Source organism: Lichenibacterium dinghuense, assembly GCF_021730615.1.
In the GTDB taxonomy this organism is placed as follows: Bacteria; Pseudomonadota; Alphaproteobacteria; order Rhizobiales; family Beijerinckiaceae; genus Lichenihabitans; species Lichenihabitans dinghuensis.
The window spans coordinates 1,635,191-1,657,478 of sequence record NZ_JAJLMN010000001.1 but is presented as its reverse complement, the minus strand read 5'-3'; the positions used below and the strand labels follow the sequence as shown (position 1 = coordinate 1,657,478).

Annotated in this window: 20 protein-coding genes and 1 pseudogene; 14 read left to right on the top strand and 7 right to left on the bottom strand. The window is 70.6% G+C overall.

Features of this window, described 5'->3' with window-relative positions:
* Positions 1-46: 46 nt before the first annotated feature.
* Complete coding sequence (locus L7N97_RS07940; RefSeq protein ID WP_237477779.1) at positions 47-685, bottom strand: TetR/AcrR family transcriptional regulator; 639 nt, start codon at positions 683-685, stop codon at positions 47-49.
* 207 nt (positions 686-892) lie between these two features.
* On the opposite strand from L7N97_RS07940, the gene L7N97_RS07935 reads away from it, so the two are divergent.
* From L7N97_RS07935 to L7N97_RS07910, 6 genes are all read left to right on the top strand, one after another.
* Positions 893-2,206, top strand: coding sequence for an HlyD family secretion protein (locus L7N97_RS07935; RefSeq protein ID WP_237477778.1), 1,314 nt, complete (start codon positions 893-895; stop codon positions 2,204-2,206).
* A gap of 14 nt (positions 2,207-2,220) precedes the next feature.
* Complete coding sequence (locus L7N97_RS07930) at positions 2,221-3,798, top strand: DHA2 family efflux MFS transporter permease subunit (protein WP_237477777.1); 1,578 nt, start codon at positions 2,221-2,223, stop codon at positions 3,796-3,798.
* An 82-nt stretch (positions 3,799-3,880) separates the two neighbouring features.
* Positions 3,881-4,393, top strand: coding sequence for a P-loop NTPase family protein (locus L7N97_RS07925; RefSeq protein ID WP_237477776.1), 513 nt, complete (start codon positions 3,881-3,883; stop codon positions 4,391-4,393).
* Between the two features lie 207 nt (positions 4,394-4,600).
* Positions 4,601-4,804 carry a hypothetical protein gene (locus L7N97_RS07920; RefSeq protein WP_237477775.1) on the top strand — a complete coding sequence of 68 codons (204 nt, stop codon included), beginning with the start codon at positions 4,601-4,603 and terminating at the stop codon, positions 4,802-4,804.
* Positions 4,805-4,925: 121 nt separating this feature from the next.
* The gene (locus L7N97_RS07915) at positions 4,926-5,375 is read left to right on the top strand and encodes an RrF2 family transcriptional regulator (protein WP_237477774.1); all 450 of its coding nucleotides are present in this window, start codon (positions 4,926-4,928) and stop codon (positions 5,373-5,375) included.
* A gap of 10 nt (positions 5,376-5,385) precedes the next feature.
* Entirely contained in the window at positions 5,386-6,021 is a 636-nt protein-coding gene (locus L7N97_RS07910) for a DUF1684 domain-containing protein (RefSeq protein WP_237477773.1), read from the top strand.
* Positions 6,022-6,402: 381 nt separating this feature from the next.
* Here the strand turns inward: L7N97_RS07910 and L7N97_RS07905 are convergent, their stop codons facing one another.
* Entirely contained in the window at positions 6,403-9,819 is a 3,417-nt protein-coding gene (locus tag L7N97_RS07905) for an acyl-[ACP]--phospholipid O-acyltransferase (RefSeq protein WP_237477772.1), read from the bottom strand.
* Positions 9,820-10,113: 294 nt separating this feature from the next.
* On the opposite strand from L7N97_RS07905, the gene tcuC reads away from it, so the two are divergent.
* Positions 10,114-11,430: an MFS transporter gene (tcuC, locus tag L7N97_RS07900; protein ID WP_237477771.1), complete on the top strand. Its 1,317-nt coding sequence runs from the start codon at positions 10,114-10,116 to the stop codon at positions 11,428-11,430.
* 42 nt (positions 11,431-11,472) lie between these two features.
* Here tcuC and L7N97_RS07895 read toward each other — a convergent pair whose 3' ends face one another.
* The 3 genes from L7N97_RS07895 to L7N97_RS07885 all read right to left on the bottom strand — a co-directional run bounded on the left by L7N97_RS07895 (position 11,473) and on the right by L7N97_RS07885 (position 14,691).
* Positions 11,473-12,441 carry a hypothetical protein gene (locus L7N97_RS07895; protein WP_237477770.1) on the bottom strand — a complete coding sequence of 323 codons (969 nt, stop codon included), beginning with the start codon at positions 12,439-12,441 and terminating at the stop codon, positions 11,473-11,475.
* 388 nt (positions 12,442-12,829) lie between these two features.
* Positions 12,830-13,615 carry an outer membrane protein gene (locus tag L7N97_RS07890; RefSeq protein ID WP_237477769.1) on the bottom strand — a complete coding sequence of 262 codons (786 nt, stop codon included), beginning with the start codon at positions 13,613-13,615 and terminating at the stop codon, positions 12,830-12,832.
* A gap of 179 nt (positions 13,616-13,794) precedes the next feature.
* Positions 13,795-14,691, bottom strand: a complete 897-nt coding sequence (locus tag L7N97_RS07885; protein WP_237477768.1) for an outer membrane protein — start codon at positions 14,689-14,691, stop codon at positions 13,795-13,797.
* Between the two features lie 319 nt (positions 14,692-15,010).
* On the opposite strand from L7N97_RS07885, the gene ispH reads away from it, so the two are divergent.
* Together ispH and hpnH are read left to right on the top strand one after the other, a co-directional pair.
* Positions 15,011-15,937: a 4-hydroxy-3-methylbut-2-enyl diphosphate reductase gene (gene ispH, locus L7N97_RS07880; RefSeq protein ID WP_237477767.1), complete on the top strand. Its 927-nt coding sequence runs from the start codon at positions 15,011-15,013 to the stop codon at positions 15,935-15,937.
* 52 nt (positions 15,938-15,989) lie between these two features.
* Entirely contained in the window at positions 15,990-17,174 is a 1,185-nt protein-coding gene (gene hpnH / locus L7N97_RS07875) for an adenosyl-hopene transferase HpnH (RefSeq protein WP_237477766.1), read from the top strand.
* A gap of 108 nt (positions 17,175-17,282) precedes the next feature.
* Here the strand turns inward: hpnH and L7N97_RS07870 are convergent, their stop codons facing one another.
* Positions 17,283-17,768: a DUF1842 domain-containing protein gene (locus L7N97_RS07870; RefSeq protein WP_237477765.1), complete on the bottom strand. Its 486-nt coding sequence runs from the start codon at positions 17,766-17,768 to the stop codon at positions 17,283-17,285.
* 187 nt (positions 17,769-17,955) lie between these two features.
* Here L7N97_RS07870 and L7N97_RS07865 point away from each other — a divergent pair.
* From L7N97_RS07865 to L7N97_RS07850, 4 genes and pseudogenes are all read left to right on the top strand, one after another.
* Positions 17,956-18,910 (top strand): annotated as a pseudogene (locus L7N97_RS07865) (IS630 family transposase).
* 185 nt (positions 18,911-19,095) lie between these two features.
* Positions 19,096-19,938 (top strand): transglutaminase-like domain-containing protein, encoded by an 843-nt coding sequence (locus L7N97_RS07860; protein ID WP_237477764.1) that lies wholly within the window; start codon positions 19,096-19,098, stop codon positions 19,936-19,938.
* Positions 19,935-20,495 (top strand): SHOCT domain-containing protein, encoded by a 561-nt coding sequence (locus tag L7N97_RS07855; protein ID WP_237477763.1) that lies wholly within the window; start codon positions 19,935-19,937, stop codon positions 20,493-20,495. The genes L7N97_RS07860 and L7N97_RS07855 overlap by 4 nt, the downstream gene beginning before the upstream one ends.
* 97 nt (positions 20,496-20,592) lie before the next feature.
* Entirely contained in the window at positions 20,593-21,213 is a 621-nt protein-coding gene (locus tag L7N97_RS07850; protein WP_237477762.1) for a hypothetical protein, read from the top strand.
* A 228-nt stretch (positions 21,214-21,441) separates the two neighbouring features.
* Here the strand turns inward: L7N97_RS07850 and L7N97_RS07845 are convergent, their stop codons facing one another.
* Positions 21,442-21,783: a hypothetical protein gene (locus L7N97_RS07845; RefSeq protein WP_237477761.1), complete on the bottom strand. Its 342-nt coding sequence runs from the start codon at positions 21,781-21,783 to the stop codon at positions 21,442-21,444.
* A gap of 140 nt (positions 21,784-21,923) precedes the next feature.
* On the opposite strand from L7N97_RS07845, the gene L7N97_RS07840 reads away from it, so the two are divergent.
* The gene (locus tag L7N97_RS07840) at positions 21,924-22,157 is read left to right on the top strand and encodes a hypothetical protein (protein ID WP_237477760.1); all 234 of its coding nucleotides are present in this window, start codon (positions 21,924-21,926) and stop codon (positions 22,155-22,157) included.
* The last annotated feature ends 131 nt before the right edge of the window (positions 22,158-22,288 follow it).

The following is a 22,288-nucleotide window of genomic DNA, read 5'->3' as shown; positions in this document are numbered from 1 at the left end:
TTTCGCGGGCGGACCGGGTGCGACCGACCCCGTCGCCCGCCCCGCGTCACGCCCCGTACAGGCGCATGAACAGCGCCGTGGCCTTCCCGGCCTGGGCTTCCACCTCGGCCCGCCCGGGCTCGGCGCGCAGCCCCAGCATCGCCTCGATGAACATGTGGCCCTTGCACAGGTCGAAGAAGTGCTGGGCCGCCTCTTCGGCGTCGTCGAGCTTGAGCCGGCCCGCCTCCGCCTGCCGGCCGAGGTAGCGTGCGAGGCGCCGCCGGCCCGTCTCCGGCCCGGCCTCGTAATAGGCGCGTCCGATCTCGGGGAATTTCGAGGCCACCGCCATCACGGTCCGCATGTGGGCCATCGAATCGGCGCGCAGGACGAGCGTTATGAAGGCCGTGCCGAAGCCGTGCAGGTTGGCGGCCACGTCGGGCCCGTCGTCGTCGAAGCGGCAGAGCTGCTCGGCCTGCTCGCTCTTCTCGTCGCGCAGCAGGGCCGCGAACAGCTCCTCCTTGCTGGCGAAATACACGTAGAGCGTGCCCTTCGACACGCCCGCCGCCCGCGCCACCTCGTTCATGCTGGCGCCGTCGAAGCCGGTCGACAGGAACACGCGCCGCGCGCCGTCGAGGATCTGGCGCCGCTTGGCGCCGTCCTCGCGGCTCGGCGCGGCGTCGAGACGCGTCTCGAAGGGGGCGGCCAAGGGATGCTCCATGTTGTCCGCGCGACAGCGCAACGTCCCGGCCGTCCTGTCAATCCCGCCGTCCATCTCGTCCTCGACCGTGATGACCGAACGGTTCGGTCGCCCCTTGATCTAGCCGCAAACCCGCGATAGATCGAGGCCTGACCGAACGGTTCAGTCACCTTTCTCGGTTATATCCGGCTCCGCCGGGCAGCGATGGGGGCGAGGATGGCCGAGACCGAGACGACGCGGACCGATCCCGCCGCCCCCGGCGCGGCGCCCGAGGGCGCGGTGGCGCTCCGATCCGGCTCGCCCCCGGCCGCCGCCGCGCGCGACGGCGAGATCCTGCCGCCCGCGGGCGTCATCGCGGCGCCGAAGCGCAGGAAGAAGCGCGTCGTCCTGCCGCTGCTCCTGGCTGCGGCGCTGGGCGGCGGCGGCTTCGAGGGATACCGCTACTTCGTCGAGGGCCGCTTCCTGGTCACGACCGACGACGCCTACGTGAAGGCCGACATGTCGACGATCGCCGCCAAGGTGGCGGGCTACGTCAGCGTCGTGCCGGTGGTGGACAACGCCGTCGTGAAGAAGGGGCAGGTGCTGGCCCGCATCGACGACGGCGACTACGTCAACGCGGTCGAGGCCGCCCGCGCCCGCATCGACACGCAGGACGCCACGGTGGCGCGCATCGGCCGCCAGGTCGCGGCCGGCGCCGCGACCGTGGACCAGGCCCGCGCCGCGCTCGCCTCCGCCAAGGCCGACGCGACGCGCGAGGCGGCCGAGTTCGACCGCGCCGACAGCCTGATGCGCTCGAGCTACGGCACGCAGCAGAGGCTCGACGCGGCCCGCGCCGACCGCGACCGTTCGGCCGCCTCCGTGGCCAGCGCGCAGGCCTCAGTCACCTCGGCCGAGGCGGCGATCGACGTGCTCAAGGCGCAGAAGGTCGAGGCCGAGAAGGTCCGCGCCGAGCTCGTGACCGCCCTGGCGCGCGCCGAGCGCGACCTCGCCTTCACGACCGTGAAGGCGCCCTTCGACGGCGTCGTCGGCAACAAGTCGGTGCAGCCCGGCCAGTACGTGCAGACGGGCGGCCGCCTCCTGTCGCTGGTGCCGCTGGACAGCGCCTACGTCGAGGCCAACTTCAAGGAAACGCAGGTGGCGCGGCTGAAGCCCGGCCAGCGCGTCGTCATCCAGCCGGACGCCTACGGCGAGCGCGCCGTCGAGGGGCGCGTCGAGAGCATCGCGCCGGCCTCCGGCGCCGAGTTCTCCATGCTGCCGCCCGAGAACGCCACCGGCAACTTCACCAAGGTGGTGCAGCGGCTGCCCGTGCGCATCGCGGTGCCGGCCGAGGTGGCGCGCGAGGGCATCCTGCGGCCGGGCCTGTCGGTCGAGGTCGAGGTGCACACCCGCGACGCGTCCGAGCCGGCCCCGACGGTCGCGGGCGCGATCGGGCCGATCGTCGACGGCGTGACGCGCCGCATGAAGGACGCGGCCGCCTCGCTCGGCCTCGGCCGCGCCGAGGCCGCCCAGCGCCACACCGCCGAGCGCTGAGGGAGGGAGCCGCCGTGGCCGCCGCCGCCCTCACCGCCGCGGCGCCGGCCGCCGCCCCCGCCACCGACACGCGCAAGCTGATCACCTTCATCGCGATGGTGTTCGGCATGTTCATGGCGATCCTTGACATCCAGATCGTGTCGGCCTCGCTGGCCGAGATCCAGGCCGGCCTGTCCGCCTCCTCGGACGAGGTCGCCTGGGTGCAGACCAGCTACCTCATCGCCGAGGTGATCATGATCCCGCTGAGCGGGATCCTGTCGCGCGCCTTCTCGACCCGCTACCTGTTCTTCGCGAGCTGCGCCGGCTTCACGGCCATGAGCTTCATGTGCTCGACCGCGACCGACATCGGCCAGATGATCGTCTACCGGGCGCTGCAGGGCTTCGTCGGCGGCGCCATGATCCCCACGGTCTTCGCCGCCGCCTACACGATCTTCCCGCGCGAGAAGCAGCCCGTCGTGGGCCCCATGATCGGCCTCGTGGCGACGCTGGCCCCCACCATCGGGCCGACGGTCGGCGGCTACCTCACCGACCTGTTCTCCTGGCACTGGCTGTTCCTGGTCAACGTCGGCCCCGGCATCGTCGTGTCGCTGCTGGCCTGGTTTCTGATCGACTTCGACGAGCCCGACCTGTCCCTGCTCGACCGCTTCGACTGGTGGGGGCTCGCCGGCATGGCCGCCTTCCTCGGCGGCGGCGAATACGTGCTGGAGGAGGGGCCGCAGCACGACTGGTTCGCCGAGCAGGCCGTGGCGGTCTGCGCCGTCGCCTCCGTGCTCGGCGCCGCGCTGTTCTTCTGGCGCGCCTTCACGGCGAAGCAGCCCATCGTCGACCTGTCGGCCTTCCAGAACCGCAACTTCATGTTCGGCTCGATCTTCTCCTTCGTGATGGGGATCGGGCTCTACGGCCTCACCTACGTGTATCCGATCTTCCTCGCCCGGGTGCGCGGCTACGATTCGCTGCAGATCGGCGAAACCATGTTCGTGTCGGGCCTGTGCATGTTCGTGGCGGCCCCGGTCGTCGGGCGGCTGATGGGCAAGGTCGACCCGCGCCTGCTCATCGCGGTGGGCTTCACCGGCTTCGCGGTGGGCACCTGGATGGCCTCCGCCATCACGAAGGACTGGGACTTCTGGGAGTTGCTCGTGCCGCAGATGCTGCGCGGCTTCTCGCTGATGACCGCGATGGTGCCGATCAACAACGTGGCGCTCGGCACGCTGCCGCCGGCGCGGCTGAAGAACGCCTCGGGCCTCTACAACCTCACCCGCAACCTCGGCGGCGCGGTGGGCCTGGCCATCATCAACACGCTGATCAACGACCGCTGGGACCTCCACCTGCAGCGCCTGCACGAGAGCGTGGCCTGGGGCCACGAGGCGGCCGAGCGCACCCTGTCGGCCCTCACCGGGGCCTATGCCGGCATGGGATCGGACGCCGCCGTCGCGGCCACGAAGAGGCTGGCGCTGATCGTGCGCGGGCAGGCGCTGGTGATGTCGCTCGCCGACGTGTTCCTCGCCCTGACGGTGCTGTTCGTCGCCCTGGCGGCCGTGACGCCGCTGATGAGCCGGCCCGGCCGGGCCGCGGGCGGCGGCGGGGCGCACTGACGGCCCGGTCTGCGTCCAGGGGTGGATCCGCGCGCGCGCGGGCTCTATCAGGGCCGCCCGGACGGCGGAGCAGACCCCGCACATGCAGCGCATCATCATCCTGGGCCCCTGCGGCAGCGGCAAGTCCACGCTGGCGCGGCGCCTCGGCGCGCGCCACGGCCTGCCGGTGTTCCACCTCGATCAGGCCTTCCACCGCCCTGGCTGGCGGCCCGCGCCGGAAGCGGAGTTCCACGCCGAGGTGGAGCGCATCGCGGCGCTGCCGGCCTGGGTGATCGACGGCAACTACAAGGGCGTGATCGCCTCCCGTCTGGCGCGGGCCGACACGCTCATCTATCTCGACCTCCCGCGCCGGGTGACGATGCCGCGCGTGATCCGTCGCATCATCGAAAGCTACGGCCGCGTCCGCGCGGATTCGGCGCCTGGATGCCCCGAGCGCGTCGACCTCGCGTTCCTGCGCTACGCCTGGAACTGGAACCGCCTGCAGCGGGCCAAGACCCGCGCGGTCGTCGCGGCGTTCCAGGGCCGCGTCGTCGTCCTGGGCAGCCGGCGGGAGCAGATGCGCTTCAACCGCGAGCAGTTCGCCGAGACGGGGTAGGGCGGTCCGCGCTCGCGCGGGATCACCCGATCGCGCGGGAGTGCCCCCGACGACGATGGGTTCGAGGCGCCGCAGTCCTGATGCGTGCGGCCTCACCGTCTACAGATCACATAGACTTCTTCGCGCGAGGGCTCGACAGCCCCCGGTGGCACGATCCATGCTGCATCTGGGCGCCGGCCGGAACCCGGCGCCGCACCGGAGGATGCCATGACGGTCGACCTGTTGGCTGCCACATTCTGGCCCGAGGGCGCCCTGTTCGGGGCCCGCCTTCCGCACCCGCACGAGACGGAACCGGCCCCCGCCGATCCCGAGCGCCCGGAGGCGGCCGACGCCGCGGCACGGGCCGAGGGCTTCTGGGCCGCGGTGGTCCGGAACCTGCGGCGCCCGCCGGACGCGCCCGCCCCGCCGTGAGGGGGCCGCCGGGCGCTTCCGCGCGCGGCATCGAATCTCTATATCATGGGTATGATCGTCGGCGCGGCGATGGTGCCCGGCCCGTCGTCGGCGCGGACCGCGCCGCGCGCCGCGGATCCCGATGCTGACCAACAAGGGCAAATACGGCCTCAAGGCCCTGGTGCACCTCGCCGGCCTCCAGCCCGACGCGACCGCGCAGTCGCTGGAGATCGCCACAGCGGAATCCATCCCGAAGAAGTTCCTCGACGCCATCCTGGGCGACCTGCGCAACGCCGGCCTCGTGGTGGCGCGCAAGGGCAAGAACGGCGGCTACCGCCTGTCGCGCCCGCCGTCCGAGATCATGGCGGGCGACGCCATCCGGGCGCTCGACGGGCCGCTGGCCCCCATCGGCTGCGCCAGCCGCACGCGCTACCGCCCCTGCGACGACTGCGGCGACGTCGAAAGCTGCTCGGTGCGCCTCTTGATGACGGAGGTGCGCGACCTGTCGGCCAAGCTGCTCGACGGCACCTCCATCGCCGAGATGCGCGGCCGCACCGCGGCGGTGGTCGAGCACTACACCTACCACATCTGAGGGCGGCGGGATGGCGGACGCGGATGCGGCGGGCGGCTACCCGGCGCTGTGGGACTGGCGGCGGCGCGTGTCCGACCTTTACGGCGCCGTGCGGGCCGAGCCCGACCCGCGCCGGGCCTGGACGCTGTGGCGCGAGGCGCGCGACCGGCTGTTCCGCGACCACCCGCAGTCGCCCCTGGAGCCGGGGGCGCGGGAGCGCTTCGCCGGCCTGCCCTTCTTCGACTACGACCCGGCGCTGCGCTTCGCCGTCGACCTCGACCCGCTCGCGGCCGCGCCCGTGGCGGCCGACGCGGGGCACGACGGCGCGCTGTCGCTTCGGCCCTTCGCGCGCACGCGGGGGCTCGCCGGGGCCTTGGGGGCCGAGCTGACGCTCTACTGGGTGGCGGGCTACGGCGGCGGCGCCTTCCTGCCCTTCGCCGACGCGACGGCCGGCCATGGCACCTACGGCGGCGGCCGCTACCTCGTCGACACGATCAAGAGCGCCGACCTCGGCACCGACGCCGCGGGCCGGACGGTGCTCGACTTCAACTTCAGCTACAACCCGTCCTGCTCCTATTCGCCGGCCTGGACCTGCCCCCTGTCGCCGCCCGCGAACCGCTTGGCCGTGCCCGTGCGGGCCGGGGAGCGGGCGCCCGAGTTCGGCTGACCGCTCCCCGGCGGGGCCCTTCGGTTTCGCCGACCCGGTGTCGAGCGGGGTGGTGATACGGTATCCGGCCGAACAGGCCGGGATGCCGTATCACCACCCCGCGCGGCGCATGAGCGAAGCCGAAATCCGCATCCCGAAGGGATCGGACGGATTTCATATGGCGGCCGAGCGGGTTCATCGGCGCCCGGACGACGATGCTTTGAACGATAGGGGCGCAAAGATGCGACGCCGTCCGCTCCCCCTCTCCCTCGACGACCGCGATTCAAGACATCTCGGAGCATCGGGATCAGCGCCTTTCTCCCTTCGCGGGGAGAAGGGCCCACCTCCTGGCCGAAGACAGGTGAGGCTACCGCGGCCGTCGTGGAGGAGGCGCCGCCCGCCTCACCCCACCGCGGCCCGCGGCGGCTGCTCCTCGGCCCGCTCGCGCACCATCCGCGCCACGGCCGGATGGTCGAGCTTGCCGGAGCCGAGCAGCGGCAGGGCGTCGACCACCACCACCTCGGACGGCATGGCGACGTCGGCGACGCCGTGCTCGCGCGCGTAGGCCGCGAAGCCCTGGCGCGTCGCGTCCTTGCGCTCCGTCACCAGCACGATGCGCTCGCCCTTGCGCGGGTCGGGCAGGGTGGTCATGGCCGTGCCGCTGTCGGGCCACAGGTCGGCCGCCACCGCTTCCAGCGCGGCGAGCGACACCATCTCGCCCGCGATCTTGGCGAAGCGCTTGGCGCGGCCCTTGATCGACACGAAGCCGTCCGCGTCGATCGCCACGATGTCGCCCGTGTCGTGCCAGCCGTCCGGCGGCGGCTCGAGCTGGCCGAGGTCGCCGCCGCGCACGTAGCCCAGCATCACGTTGGGCCCGCGCACGGAGAGCCGCCCCGCGCCCTCGACGCCCTCGACGGGGGCGAGCCGCGCCTCGACGTCCGGCAGCAGGCGCCCGACCGTGCCGAAGCGGTTGAACATCGGCGTGTTCACGGCTAGCACGGGGCCGGTCTCGGTGATGCCGTAGCCTTCGAGGATGCGCAGCCCGAACTTCTCGAGGTAGGTCTTGCGGGTCGATTCCTTCACGGCCTCGGCGCCGGCCACGACGAGGCGCAGCGAGCGGAAGTCGTAGGCGTTGGAGGAGCGCGCGTAGCCGGCCAGGAACGTGTCGGTGCCGAAGATGGCCGTGCAGTTGTTGCCGTAGACCAGCTCCGGCACGATCCGGTAGTGCAGCGGCGATGGGTACAGGAACACCGGCACGCCCGACACCAGCGGCAGCACGAGCCCCGCCATCAGCCCGAAGGCGTGGAACATCGGCAGCACCTGGAAGATCTTGTCGGCGCGGCCGAAGTCGATGCGCGCCGCCACCTGGGCCACGTTGGCGAGCAGGTTGCGGTGGCTCACCACCACGCCCTTCGGCGCTCCCTCGCTGCCCGAGGTGAACAGGATCGCGGCCGGGTCGTCCGGCCGGCGCGCCACCAGCGGCTCCTTGTAGTTCAGCAGGCCGCGGAGCTTGTCGGCCGCGGTGATCGTGGCCCGCACGTCCTCCAGCCAGACGATGCGCGCAAATTCCGACATGGCCGCGACGAGCTTGTCGAGCTTGGCCTTCTCGACGAAGGCGCGCGAGGTCAGCACCGTGCTGACGCCCGCCGCCGCGCAGGCGGCCCGCACGTTGGCGGGGCCGGCCGTGAAGTTGATCATGGCGGGCACGCGGCCCGCCGACTGCAGCGCCAGGACCGTGACGGCGGTGCCGGCCGCGGTGGGCAGCATCACGCCCACGGCCTTCCCCTGGGGCGCGAGCCCCATCAGCTTGGCGCCGAGCACCCGCAGCCCGATCGCGGTGCGCTTGTAGGTGAGGGCGCCCGCGACCGGGTCCTCCAGGGCCACGCGCTTCCAGCCGTGCTCGGCGCCGGCCGCCAGCGTGGCCTCCACGATCGTGCGGTCGATGCGCGAGGTGCGGAACGCGGCCTCCGACATGACGTCGTAGAGCGCCGCGCCCGCGGCCTGCCGCCGGCGCTTGCCGAACAGGTCCTCGGGCACGTGCACGGGCTTGGGCTCCAGCACGGTGGCGTGGACCTTGGGCAAGAGGCGCGGCCGGGTCTGGAACACGGTCAGGTAGGAGAAGGGCGTGCGCTCCAGCCCGTCGATGCGCACGGGCACCACCGGCGCGCCGGTCTTGTCGGCGATGAGGCCCGCGCCGTCGTAGACCTTCATCAGACTGCCGGTGCGGGTGATGCGGCCCTCGGGGAAGATCACCAGCGTCCGCCCGGCCCGCACGGCGTTGATCAGCGCGCGCGTCGCCAGCGGCTTCGCGGGGTCGATCGGCATGGCCTGGGTGAGCTTCAGGAAGGGCTTCACCCACCAGCGCGTGGCGATCGTGGCGTCGATGGCGAAGACCGGCTCCTCGTCCAGCAGCGACAGGGCGAGGCCGGCGTCGAGCAGGCTCACGTGGTTCAGCGCGATGATGGGGTTCGGCCCCGCCTTGGCGAAGTTGTCGAGGCCGCGCACGTCCATCCGGTAGAAGCAGCGCAGGATCACCGACAGGAGGTCCCGGAAGGCGCTGGTCGGCAGGCTGCGGAAGATCCACCAGGCGGCGAGGAGGTTGGCGACGCCCAGCACGGCGAAGATCTGCGGCGAGGTGAGCCCGGCGAACTGCAGGGCGAAGGTGGCGAGGCCGCCCGCCACCATGAAGGCGGCCGACAGGATGTTGACGGCCCCGATGTTGCGGGCGCGGTCCTCGGCGGTGCTCCACACCTGCACGGCGGTGAAGACGGGCACGATGAAGAGCCCGCCCGAGACGGCGATCATGAACAGGTCGACCGCGGCGTGGATCCCGTCGGGGCGCGCCAGGAGGTCCGCCGCGCCGAGCGTGCGGTCGGCGAAGAAGTGCGCGGCGCCCCAGCCGAGGTCGAGCGAGAACAGCCCGAGCAGCACGGCCGCCAGCGCGGTGGGCAGCAGGATGACGCGGCCCGCGGACAACCAGGAGGCGACGCCCGACCCCACCGCGATGCCGACCGAGAAGACGGCCAGCGCGGCCGTGGTGGTGCCCTCGCTGCCGTGCAGGTCCGTCTTGACCAGGATCGGCAGCAGGTTGAGCGCGACCGCGCCGGTCCCCCAGAACCAGCTCACGAAGAGCCCGCAGCACCACAGGCGCCGGTCCGCGTGGAGGTGGCGGACGAGCTGGCCCGTCGAGCGGAACAGGTTGGCGTCGACCGCGAGGTCGTGGTCGCCCTCCTCCGTGGCGGGGATCATCAGGCTCGCGCCCCAGCACAGCGCCGCGAAGGCCGACACCGCGGCCCCGTAGGCGAGCGCGTGGTCGTCGGCGGCCGCCCAGCCGCCCGCGATGGTGCCGAGCAGGATGGCGATGAAGGTGGCGCCCTCCACCAGCGCGTTGCCGGTGGGCAGCTCTTCGGGGCGGAGGTGGTCGGGCAGGATGCCGTATTTGACGGGCGAGAACAGCGCCGCGATGGCCGAGAACATCACGAGCGCGGTGAACAGCAGCGGCACCGACACCAGCACGAAGCCCAGCACCGAGAACAGCGCCGCGGCGATCTCGACGAGCTTGAGCTTCTGCGCCACCCAGGCCTTGTCGTAGCGGTCGGCCCACTGGCCGCCGAGGCCCGACAGGATCAGCGGGGGGGCGACGAACAGCGCGCCCGCCACCGTCACCAGCATGGCGGCCGTGGTCGGCGAGGTGCCGCCGACCTTGAACAGGATGACGAAGACGAGGGCGGTCTTGAGGACGTTGTCGTTGAAGGCCGAGAAGAACTGGCACCAGAACAGCGGCGCGAAGCGTCTCGACGTCATCAGCGATCGGAACATGACTGCTCATTCCTGTGGGCGATCCCGCGATCCCGCGCGGGGTCGGCCCCCGCGCGCCTGCACGCGTGGGTCGACGGCTGTCCGCCGTCTTAGCGTCGAAAGCGCTCCGTGACGACTGTGCAGATGGAGCGAGCCGCGGCGGCCCGCTCGCGCGTCCGTCGCGTGCGGGCGGGGCCGCACCCTTGACGCGCGGCGATTCGGCGTTCCAATGACCGGAGGCTTGCGAAAAAGCCGGCCCGTCGCGACCGTCTCGAAACAGAGCCCGGCGATCGGCTCTCGGGGGAGGTCAACAGGATGAGCCTGACGCGCGAAGACAGGAACCGCCGCATCGGCAACGTGTTCCGCGTCGCCACCGGCAACTTCCTCGAACAATACGACTTCTTCGTCTACGGCATCTACGCGGCCGCCATCGGCCGCACCTTCTTCCCGTCGGACAGCGAGTTCGCCTCGCTGATGGCCTCGCTCGCCACCTTCTCCATCTCGTTCCTGATGCGTCCGCTCGGCGCCATCGTGCTCGGCTCCTACATCGACCGCGTCGGGCGCCGGCAGGGCCTGCTGGTCACGCTGGGGCTGATGGCGCTCGGCACGCTGACGCTGGGGCTGACGCCCGGCTACGCGACGATCGGCGTCGCGGCGCCGGTCATCATCCTGATCGGCCGCCTCCTGCAGGGCTTCTCGGCCGGGGCCGAGCTCGGCGGCGTGTCGGTCTACCTCGCCGAGATCGCGACGCCGGGGCGCCGCGGCTTCTACACGTCGTGGCAGAGCGGCAGCCAGCAGGTGGCGGTGGTCTTCGCCGCGCTGCTCGGCGCCCTGCTCACCGCCTTTCTCCTGCCCGCCGACATGACGGCCTGGGGCTGGCGCGTGCCGGTGCTGATCGGCTGCGCCATCATCCCCCTGATCTTCTGGCTGCGCGGCTCGCTGGAGGAGACCGACGAGTTCAAGCGTATGCACAAGGCGCGCCGCACCAGCGAGGTGCTGCTGCTGCTCACGGCCAACTGGGCCGTGGTGCTGGTCGGGCTCGGCCTCGTCGCCACCACCACGACGCTATTCTACTTCGTCACCATCTACACGCCGACCTTCGGCGTGCAGGCCCTGAAGCTCGCGAGCGGCGACGTGCTGATCGTCACCGTCTGCGTGGGCCTGTCGAACCTGATCTGGCTGCCGATCGGCGGCACGATCTCGGACCGCGTCGGCCGCCTGCCGCTGCTGACGATCGTGCCGATCGCCGCCATCCTCACCGCCTATCCGGTCATGGCCTGGCTCGCCGCCGGGCCGAGCTTCGGCAAGCTGCTCGCCGTCGAGCTGCTGTTCTCGGCCTATTTCGGCCTCTACAACGGCTCCATGATCCCCTACTTGTCGGAGATCGTGCCGCAGCAGGTGCGCACGGCGGGCTTCTCGCTGGCCTACAGCCTGGCGACGGCGCTGTTCGGGGGCGTGACGCCCCTGATGTCCACCTACCTCATCAGCCTCAACAACAACCGCGCGCTGCCGGCCGTCTGGCTGTGCATCGCGGCCGCGATCAGCCTCGTCGCCGTGCTGGCGTCGCGCGGCGTCGCGCGGACCACAGCGGCGCGCGCCGCCGTCGGCGCGCCCGTGCCGGCGCGCCGCTGAGGCACGGGCCCGCGGCGCGACGCGCCGGCGGGCCGGCGCGTCTCAGGTGTGGAAGCGGAACACGTTGGGGTGGGTGATCAGGTCCGCCTTGGTGACGCCGTCGAGCTTGATCGAGTCGGTCGGGCTGAGGTGGATCACGGCATCGCCGTCGAGGGACGTCGTGGTGTGGCGCATCACCTGGGCCATCTTCGTGAAGGCTGACTGCGGCAGGCTGATCACGTCGTGCTCGATCCCGGCCGGGCTCTGGGTCGCGCTGAGGTAGTTGAAGTTGGTGATCTCGTCCTGGCCGAAGCCGCGGCGGAAGAAGAACGTCGTGTTGCCGCTGCCGTCGCCCGTCATCACGTCGTCCGAGGCGCTGCGGATCACCTCGGCGGTCGACGAGCCGCCGTTCACGGTCGGGCCGCCGTTGTTGCTGCGCGCCACGACGCTGCCGTCCGCCGCGTAGGACGTCGTGGCCGCGACCGCGCCCGACGCGCCGTGGTCGATCTCCTGGTAGACGTAGGGGCTGCCGACGACGCCGGCCTGGATCGAGAACGAGCTCTGCGCCGAGGCGACCGCTCCGCTCATGCCCGTCGCCACCGCCGTGAACACGTGGGGCCCCGGGCCGACGTGGGCGTCGAAGCTCCAGGTGCCGTCCGGGTTGATCGTGGCGTAGCCGAGCGCTCGCGCTCCCGACAGGACGGCGCCGGACTGCGGGTCGACGGTCGCGGCCGCCGCGCCGTCGAAGATCTCGATCGAGGACGCGCTGCCGTAGGCCGAGGTCGTCCCGGTGAGCTGGGCCGCCGTCGAGCTCTCGAAGGCCGCCGTCGGGTCGAAGGACACCGACAGGGGCGCCGCGGCGCTCCCGTTCACCGCGACCGCGGTCTGGCTCACGAGGTTGCCCGAGCCGTCATAATTGCTGATGCGGCTCACTACTCCGGCAGAGTTCTCGTCGAGTTCCTGGTAGACGTAGGGCTGGTTCTGGATGCCTGTCACGAGAATGTAGGGGGCGATCACGGAATAGGGCAGCATCCCCGACAGATCCGCTACCGTCGCGGTGATGACATGCCGGCCAGGCGCGAGCGTGGCATCGAACACCCACCTCGCGTTCGAGTTCTGGAACCCGGGAAGGGTGACGAGCGGGTTCCCATTGTCGTTGATCGTCAGGCCGGCGATGCTGGTCGCGTTGGTGGCCGAGCCGCTGATGAGCACCGCATTGGGGCCGACGGTCGGCTCGAAGACGGCCGTGCCATCGAAGCTGGTGCTCGACCTTGAAAACGGAGAGGAAGTCGCCCCGGACGAGGGGGTGGAGAGAAGGGATGGGTCGATCATCTCGAACTGTTCCGTGCCGCAAGCTTCGACCGGAACGGTAGGTCTTCAATGGTTAATGGCAGGATATGGACAAGCCGGAGTGCGTCCTTCAATCGATCATGTAGCGCACGCCGAACCGCACTTCCTGGGTGGACAGGTCGCGGGTCACGGCCGCGGAGGGGAACAGCGACACGGTCGTGCGCCCGAGGTCGAGGTAGCGGTAGCCGATGTCGAGCAGGGTGTGGGGCGCCAGGGCGTAGGACACGCCCGCCATGGCGGCCCAGGCGAAGCGGTAGTCGGTGCGGGACGGCAGGCCCGAGGTCACCGTCGTGCCGGTGCGCGGGTCGATCACGCCGCCCTGGAGCGGGGCGCCGTCGACGCGCAGGGAGCCGTCCGCCACCGAGCCGGCGACGCCCGCGCCCGCGCCGACGTAGGGCGTGAAGCCCGCGTAGGTGCCGAGGTCGACGTAGCCGTTCACCAGGCCGTCGAAGCGCTGCACCTCGGTGCGCTGGTTGATGGCGCAGTTCGCGCCGCAGGGGATGTTCGCCGCGTAGCGCAACGGGTCGAGGTAGTCGCCGGTGACGTCGACGCGGAACCAGTCGTCGATCTTGTAGCCCGCGCCGGCCCCGAAGGCGTAGCCGATGGCGCTGCCCCGGCGGTCGAAGCTCGGCGCGCCGCCGACGTTGCCCAGGACCAGCTTCGGCTTGTCCTCCGGCCCGAAGGCGGCGTCGCCGCGCAGGTACCAGCCGGAGCCGAACTCCACCGGTCCGGCCACGGGGGCCTCGGAGGCGGGCGGCATGTAGTAGGCCGGCATGTCGGCCGCCCGCGCCGGTCCCGTCGCCAGATGTGACGCCGCGGCCAGGGCCGCGACCGCCGTTGCCGTTCCGAGCCGCATGATCCGCCGATCCCGTTCCTGAAACGCCCGCGACCGCGCGCGTCAACCTGGCAGAAACCATAGGCGCGAGCCCTTAAAGCGGGCTTAACCATGCTGGAGCGGCGCGAGGCCGGCGGCGAAAAGAAAGAGCGGGCCGCGAGGCCCGCCCGGTCGCTTGTGGAGATGAAGGTGTCCCGCGGTCAGTACTTGCGCACCAGCGGGGCGGCGGGCGGCGGCGGCGGGTAGTAGGGCGCCGGGGCAGGGGCGACCTCCGGCACGTCGGCGAAGAGCCAGCGCATGCCGATCTTCACGTCCTGCGAGGCGAGGCCGATCTTCTGGACCTCGTGCGGGCAGGTCGAGGTGTTCTGGCAGTTGATCGCGCCCGAGCGCACGTCGCCCATGTCGAGGTAGCGGTAGGCGATTTCGAGCTTGGCGTTGGGCGTGATGTCGTAGGCGAGACCCACGGTGCCCTGGTAGGCGAGGCTGGCGTTGCTGCGCTCGCGGGCGTAGCCGAAGCCCTGGTTCGTGCCGCCGACGCCGACGTCGGTCAGGCCCGCCACCCGGTTGAACGACGCGCCGATGCCGCCGCCGAAGAACAGCGTCGCGCGGTGGAAGTGGAAGGCGTCGACGTAGACGTTGGCCAGGGCGACGGTGCTCTGCACCTGGCCCGTGTACAGGTCATAGGAGCGGGTGTTGTCCCGCGGGGTGTTGAAGTATCCGGAGTTGTAGCTTTCGGACGCGTTGTAGGACTGGGCGGTGCGGTATTCGCCGGTGGCGTCGAAGCGCAGGAAGTTGTTGAGCTGGTAGCCGACGCCGCCGCCCACGAAGGCGGAGTCGCCGAGCTGGCGCTCGTCGAAGCGCGGGTTCGGCACCGTGACGTTGGCGTCGAAGGAGGACCGGATGTCCGGGCGCAGCGAGGAGCCGACGCCGACGTCGCCGCGCAGGTACCAGCCGCCGAAGTCGACGGGCTCGGGCGCGATCGGCTCGATCGGGGGCGGATACGGCAGATCGGCCGCGTGGGCGGACCCGATGGCGCCGAAGGCCACCGCTCCCGCGAGAAGAAGGGCGTTCAGCTTGCCCATGAATGGAGTCCCCATGCTGTGGCGTCGGGGCGAAGGTCCCCGACGGCCGGCGGATGGGTCGACCATGTCATCCACTGTTTAAAGGGAGCTTAACCCTAACAATCGATCGATGAGGACATCGGGAACACGTCCGCGCGATGGGTCGGGAGCGCTGTCTCGCCCGCGCCACAGGTGGCGCGGAACTGAGCCGATCCTGATTCAGGTCATTGCGGCACCGGCGCGATTTCCATAACGACGTGAGATCGTGTGTCGGATTCGGACATGCCGCGAGCCCTTAGCCTTGGCGTTCGCACGGGACGGGGATGGGATGAACGGTGAGCCGACACAGCGGTCGATGAAGGTCCTCCTGGCGCAGCCGCGGGGCTTCTGCGCCGGCGTGGTGCGGGCGATCGAGATCGTCGAGCGCGCGCTGGAGAAGCACGGGGCCCCGGTCTACGTGCGCCACGAGATCGTCCACAACCGCCACGTCGTCGACACGCTGAAGTCCAAGGGCGCGGTCTTCGTCGAACACGTGTCGGAGGTGCCGCCCGGCGCCGTCACGGTGTTCTCCGCCCACGGCGTCGCCCGCTCGGTCGAGGACGAGGCGGCCGAGCGCGGGCTGCGCCTGCTCGACGCCACCTGCCCGATGGTCGCCAAGGTGCACGGGCAGGGCGCGCGCTATGTCGGTCAGGGCCGCACGGTGGTGCTGATCGGCCACGCCGGCCACCCCGAGGTGGTGGGCACGCTCGGCCGCGTCCCGGCGCCCGTGCATCTCGTCGGCAGCGTGGCCGACGTCGAGGCCCTGCCGGTGCCCGCCGACGCGCCCGTCGCCTACATCACCCAGACCACGCTGTCGGTCGACGACACGCGCGGCATCATCGCGGCCTTGCAGGCGCGCTATGCCGATATCGTGGGTCCCGAAACGCGGGACATCTGCTACGCGACGCAGAACCGGCAGACGTCGGTGCGCGACCTCGGTCGGATCGCGGACGTCATCCTCGTCGTGGGCGCCGCCAACTCGTCGAACTCCAACCGCCTTCGCGAGATCGGCGGCGAATGCGACGTCCCGAGCTACCTCGTGGCCGACGGCTCCATGCTGGACGCCGCCTGGGTGCGGGACGCGGACGTGGTCGGCGTGACGGCCGGCGCTTCGGCGCCGGAGGTCCTCGTCGAGGACGTCATCGACGCGCTCCGGCGCGTTCGGCCGGTCGAACTTTCGATCATGCCGGGCGTCCAAGAGACCATCTCGTTCCGCCTCCCGGCGGAACTCGCCGACCTTTGAACCCACCCCACGGCCGGCCGCCACGCCGGTCCGGCCTGAAGGAGTTTTGAACTTGGGCATCCCCTTCCACCAGACGGCGCGCATCGGCGCCTACGTGCTCAAGCAGCACCTCACCGGCCGCAAGCGCTACCCGCTGGTGCTCATGCTGGAGCCCCTGTTCCGCTGCAACCTCGCCTGCGCGGGCTGCGGCAAGATCGACTATCCGGACAAGATCCTGAACCAGCGCGTGTCCTACGCGGACGCCATGAAGGCCATCGACGAGTGCGGCGCGCCCGTCATCTCCATCGCGGGCGGCGAGCCGCTGCTGCACAAGGAGATGCCCGAGATCGTGCGCGGCGCCATCGCCAAGAAGAAGTTCGTCACGCTGTGCACCAACGCGCTGCTGATGGAGAAGAAGCTCGACCAGTACAAGCCGAGCCCCTATTTCAACTGGTCCGTCCACCTCGACGGCGACGAGTCGATGCACGACAAGTCGGTGTGCCAGAAGGGCGTCTACGACAAGGCCGTCGCGGCCATCAAGGCCGCCAAGGCCAAGGGCTTCCGCGTCAACATCAACACCACGCTGTTCAACGACGCCGACCCCGAGAAGGCGGCCCGCTTCTTCGACACCGTCACCGAGATGGGCATCGACGGCATCACGGTGTCGCCCGGCTACGCCTACGAGCGCGCGCCCGACCAGCAGCACTTCCTCAACCGCGCCAAGACCAAGGAGCTGTTCCGGGGCATCTTCGCCCGCGGCAAGGGCGGCAAGGCCTGGCCCTGGTTCCAGTCGCCGCTGTTCCTGGACTTCCTCGCCGGCAACCAGACCTACGAGTGCACCCCCTGGGGCAACCCGACCTACACGGTGTTCGGCTGGCAGAAGCCCTGCTACCTGCTCGGCGAAGGCTACGCCCAGAGCTTCAAGGAGCTGATGGACGGCACCGAGTGGCAAAAGTACGGCGTCGGCAACTACGAGAAATGCGCCGACTGCATGGTCCACTGCGGCTTCGAGGCCACCGCCGTGAAGGACGCCGTCAAGGCGCCCTGGAAGATGCTGACGCTCGGCCTCAAGGGCATCCGCACCGACGGCAAGATGGCGCCCGAGATCTCGCTGGCCAACCAGCGCCCGGCCGACTTCGTCTTCTCGCGCCACGTGCAGACCAAGATGGAGGAGATCGACGCCTTCGAGAAGAAGACCGGCAAGTCCTTCTCCAAGGTCGCCAACGACCGCGTGAAGCCGATGGAGGCGGCGGAGTAGGGCGGCCCCGCCGCCCGACATCGTCGAAGGTTCGAGCCCCCGGAAGCCGCCGCTTCCGGGGTTTTTCATTGATTTTGCCTCGAAGCTGCTCGGAGCGAAGAGGGACCTTCAGCCGTCTTCGTTTTCGACCGGGACGTCCTTGATTTCGTGGCCGTTGTAGCTGAACGACCCTGTTCCCTTCCATGAGCTATCGAGTACGAGAAAGGCCTCAAAATGAGCGAGATAGCTTCCGATGGCCGGCGGCGGCACGGACACGACGTAACTGCCCGATAAGGTAACCAGCAGTTTGTCAGGGCCAAAGCCGGTGTGACGGATCTGACCGGTCACGTTTGGGATGTCAGTCACCCCGTGTGGCGGCGGCAACGCTTGGGTGATCTCTGCAAATCCATTGATCTTCCCCGTGGGCGCGTTCACGACACCGGTGAAATGAAGCAAAGGGGCGCCTGGCGTCCCTTTGTTGCCGACGAGAATTTTGACGAGATACGCGCCTTCTTTCGCCATCGTTGCTCTCCTGCGACTGAGGTGGTTCACGAGCTCGCCGACGCCGTCGTCGAGCGCCGGCACGCTACCACGGAGAGTGATGAATGCAACCATATATCGATTTTATCCATCTACACAGAGGAAAATCTTCCAAAAGTTTTGTAGCCTGCGCCGGCCGGCGGCATTTCAGGCATTACGCAGGAGAAGCTGCCTAGAGCTGCTGCCGCTCAGGTTGGCTCGGGCGAGGTAGCGCAGGGGGCGGTGCTGTGATTCGGTGGTGGCCGGATCACGGAGAAGACCGATGCCCCGAGCTTTGTCGCTGGACCTGCGCGAGCGGGTGATTGCCGCCATCGAGGAGGGCGCGTCCTGCCGCGAGGCGGCGGAGCGCTTCAGCGTCGGGGTGGCGACGGCCATCCGGTGGCGCGCACGCTTCCGGGCCGAGGGCGAGATCGCGGCCAAGCCGATGGGTGGGGACCGGCACTCCCACCGAACTGAGGCCCATTCGGCCGCCATCCTGAAGGCCTACGAGGCGCGCCCGCAGATCTATCTGCGCGAGGTGAGGGACGTGCTGGGGGAAAGCGGCGCGACGGCAAGCCTGAGCGGGCTGTCCCGCTTCTTCCGGCGTCACGGCATCACCCGTAAAAAGGGGATCTGCACGCCGCCGAACAGGACAGGCCCGACGTGATGGAGGCACGCGAGGCCTGGTTCGAGGGCAACTCGACATCGACCCTGATCGCGTCGTGTTCCTGGACGAGACCGCCACCGCCACCAACATGGAGCGGCGTTACGGGCGGGCTCCGCGGGGCGAGCGCTGCCGCATCGCGGTGCCCCACGGCCACTACAAGACCACCACCGTCACGGCCGCCCTGCGGGCGAGCGGTCCCTTCGCGATCGACCTCATGGACGGGGCCACAAACGGGACGCGGTTCCTATGCTACGTCACCGGCACGCTCGTGCCCGCGCTCAAACCAGGTGACACGGTCGTCATGGACAACCTCGCGGCCCACAAGGTGACCGGCGTCCGGCAGGCCATCAAAGCGGCGGGGGCGAAGCTGCTCTACCTTCCGGCCTACAGCCCGGACTTCAACCCGATCGAGCAAGCCTTCGCAAAGCTGAAGGCCCTGCTGCGCACCGCGGCGGCCCGCACTGTCCCCGACCTGTGGGCTGCCATCCGCGACGCCTTCACGCGCTTCAGACCCGATGAGTGCCGAAACTATCTCGCTGCAGCAGGCTACGATGCCTATGACCCAACCTGAGCGGCAACAGCTCTAGCAGAATGGGATACATGCGGTGCGCCCGCTGGCGTAATGATCCCGAGCAGACCATCGACGCGGGTCAGCACACCACCGCACATTGACAACCGATATGCCGGTCTGACGGTGGTCCGCTTCGTGCTTCACCGATTTCCCGCTGATGGCGATGCTGCAAGGAGAACTGTCGAATGGACTTCAAGGTCGGCTGCAGCCTTTCCTACCGCGTGAAGACGCCGACGCCCTTCGTGTTCAACGTCGAGGCGGCCACCACCGGCGGGCAGACGGTGAAGTCCGAAACGTTGAAGCTGTCGCCGGACGTCGAGGTCGAGCGCTGGACCATGCCGGAATCCGGCAACCGCTACCTGCGCGTCATGGTGCAGCCGGGAGACTTCAAGCTCGACTACACGGCCGAGGTCGCCATCGCGCCCGTGCTGGAGGCGCCCGAATCCGTCACCGAGATCCTGGGCGGCGAGCTTCCGCTGTCGGTGCTGCCGCACCTGTGGCCGAGCCGCTACTGCCAGTCCGACCAGCTGAACCGCCTGGCGCAGCGCACCTTCGGGGGCGAGTTTCCCGGCTACGCCCGCGTCAACGCCGTGTGCAACTGGATCAACACCAACGTCGACTACATGGGCGGCATCTCGGACGCCATGACGTCGGCCTTCGACACGGCCACGCAGCGGGCAGGCGTGTGCCGCGATTTCGCGCATCTCGCCATCGCGCTGTGCCGCTCGCTCGGCATCCCGACGCGCTACGTCAGCGCCTACGCGCATCGCCTGTCGCCGCCCGACTTCCACGCCGTGATCGAGGCCTTCCTGCAGGGCCCGCAGGGGCCGGGCTGGTACCTGTTCGACCCCACGCGCAAGTCGGCGCCGGACGGCATCGTGCGGATCGGCATCGGCCGCGACGCCGCCGAGGTCGCCTTCGCCAGCCCCTTCGGCGACGTCGAATACGACCCGCCGAAGGTGTGGATCGAGGCCGACGGCGGCACTGATTCCGGCGTCACCACCCAGGCCGTGCGGGCCGAGCCGTGACCGGGGCGGAGATCGAGGCCGTCGCGGCCCGCCACGGCTTCAGCGCGGGCGCGGTCGCGGCGCTGTGGGACGCGATGCGGCGCGGTGGCGGGCGCATGGCGCAGTTCTCCCACCCGGAGCTCGGCGGCATGGGGCAGTGGTCGGGCGGCATGCTGCAGATCGGCGCGATGTTCGACCACGCGCTGAAGGCCCGCGTGGCCGCCGCCTGCGCCGACCTCGCGGAGCGGGCGGCGCCGGAGCCCGCGGTGCCGGCCGCCGTGTCCGCGGGTCAGCGGCAGGGCCAGGGGCCGGGGCCGGCACGCGAGGAGGGCGGCGAGCGATGGCCCGCCGCTCTGGGCTCGCCCTCGGCCTCGGGGTCGCAGAACGGGACGCGCTACGCCTATTTCGCGGAAGCGCGGCGCCTGGTGCTCGAGCGGGACGGCCGCGTCACGCTCTACGACACGGGCCGCCACCGCATCTTCGGCGTGTCGCAGTCCTCGAGCCGCGGCGGGCACCTCGCCTTCACGGCCGACGACGGCACGGTGGACCTCGACGGCCTCGCGGTGGTCGACCGTTAACTCAACTTTAACCGCGCAGGAGGGCGCGGGGACGGTCGGATGATAGGCGTCGGAGGTCCCGCACGCGGGAGCCGCCCCTCCACCCCGGATCGCCCGCATGCGCGCCCTCCTCGAACGGTCCCGCTCCGCCCGTGCCCTCTTCGTGCTGCTCGCGCTCGGCGCCGTCCTGGGCCTCGCCCGCGCCGCGGAGGCGGGGGGCGACCTCGGCCTGCGGCGCGACACGTTCTGGCCCGAGCCCCAGCCCGCCCTGCAAAGCTTGGACGTGCCGGCGGCCGCTCCGGTCCATCGCCACCGCCACGCGCGCCGCATCTGGGCCGCGTCGCACGCGCGGCCGCTCCGGATCAGGCTGGCGCCGCGGCCGCACCGCGTCCATGCCGTCCTCGCCGTGCGGCGGGCCCGCCCGCGCGTCGCCGTCGCCCGCGCGCGGCCCGCCGCCGAGCCGCAGGTGGTGTTCCCCGCGGTGATCGTGCTGCCGAAGCCGCCGCGGCCCGCCCTGGTGTCGATCTACCAGGACCGCACGCTGCGCGACGGCGACGCCGTCATGATGGCGGACGGCATCCACGTCTTCCACGGCTTCGGCGAATGGCCGCACCGCCCGCGCGACTTCGTGCGCCTGACCTTCGCGGCCGCGCTCGACTGGCACCTGCGCCAGACGCTCGACGTCCTCGACCGCAACCCGCCGACGCGCTGGACCTCGGTGGACACCACGGCCGGCTGACGGGGGTCCTGCGGCTTCCGGATGACTGGCGCGGTCGCGCCCCGTCGGCCTCCTCCACCATGCTTCGCATGGTCCCCCTCCTTTGGCTCCGCAGAGGAGGATCAGCGCTCAACGCCCGCCTCGATCCCCCTCCGTGCGACGGAGGAGGCGGACCGGCCGAAGGCCGGTGGAGGAGGCGGACCGGGTGCGACCGAGCGGTCGGAACCCGAGCTCATCGCTCGAAAATCATCACCCCTCGAAGGGCTCGTCGCCGTAGTCCGGCCCGCGCGACACGTGGGCGTCGTGGAAGCGGTCGCGGCAGTGCTGCAGCAGCGCCTGCAGCATGGCGCCGTGCAGCTCCGCGAAGCAGAAGCGGCGGTCGCAGCTCTTGTCGATGAAGTGCAGGTTGAGGCGCAGCCCGTCGCCGAGGATCACGGGGTTGAAGAAGGCCGCGTAGTGCCAGTGCGGCACGTCGTGGAAGTAGTTGCCGAAGCGGTCGACCGTCCAGGCCGAGATCTCGCGGGCGGCGATGAGGCCGTTGAACCGCGCCGCGAGCGCTTGCGGGTCTCCGGTGCGCAGGAAGATCGACATGGGGCCTCCACGGGGCGGGGTTCGCCGATGGCGTGACGCCGCGCCCGCGTGGAAGGTTGCAGTGGAACGGCGGCACCGGAAACCGCTTCCTGGCGTTGGAGGCCCGACGCCGCGCGGGGCGGCCCGGAGGAACGATCGCCATGGCACTCGACATCAAGCGCGTCGGCGGCACGAGCCTGCAGGTCGAGAACGCGACCGGGCATTGGGTCATCTTCACGCTGGACGAGCTGCGCTCGCATTCGGCGCTGCTCAGCGCCGGCAGCGTCGAGGGCACGCCCGCCCTGCCGGAGAAGGACGCGGAGCTGTTCGTCTGGTCCGCCTTCGCGGCCGCGCGCGGCTACGCCGTCGAGCACGGGCTGATCGCGGGAGGCTGAGCGAAGCCTTCCGTTAACCATCGTCGTGTTCCTTGAGCGCGGGCCCACGCGCCGGGACAAGTCGGCCGAGCTGATGTAAACCGCGGGATGCCGCGCCGCGCGCGCTGTCCCAAGGTCCTATTCGACGGCTG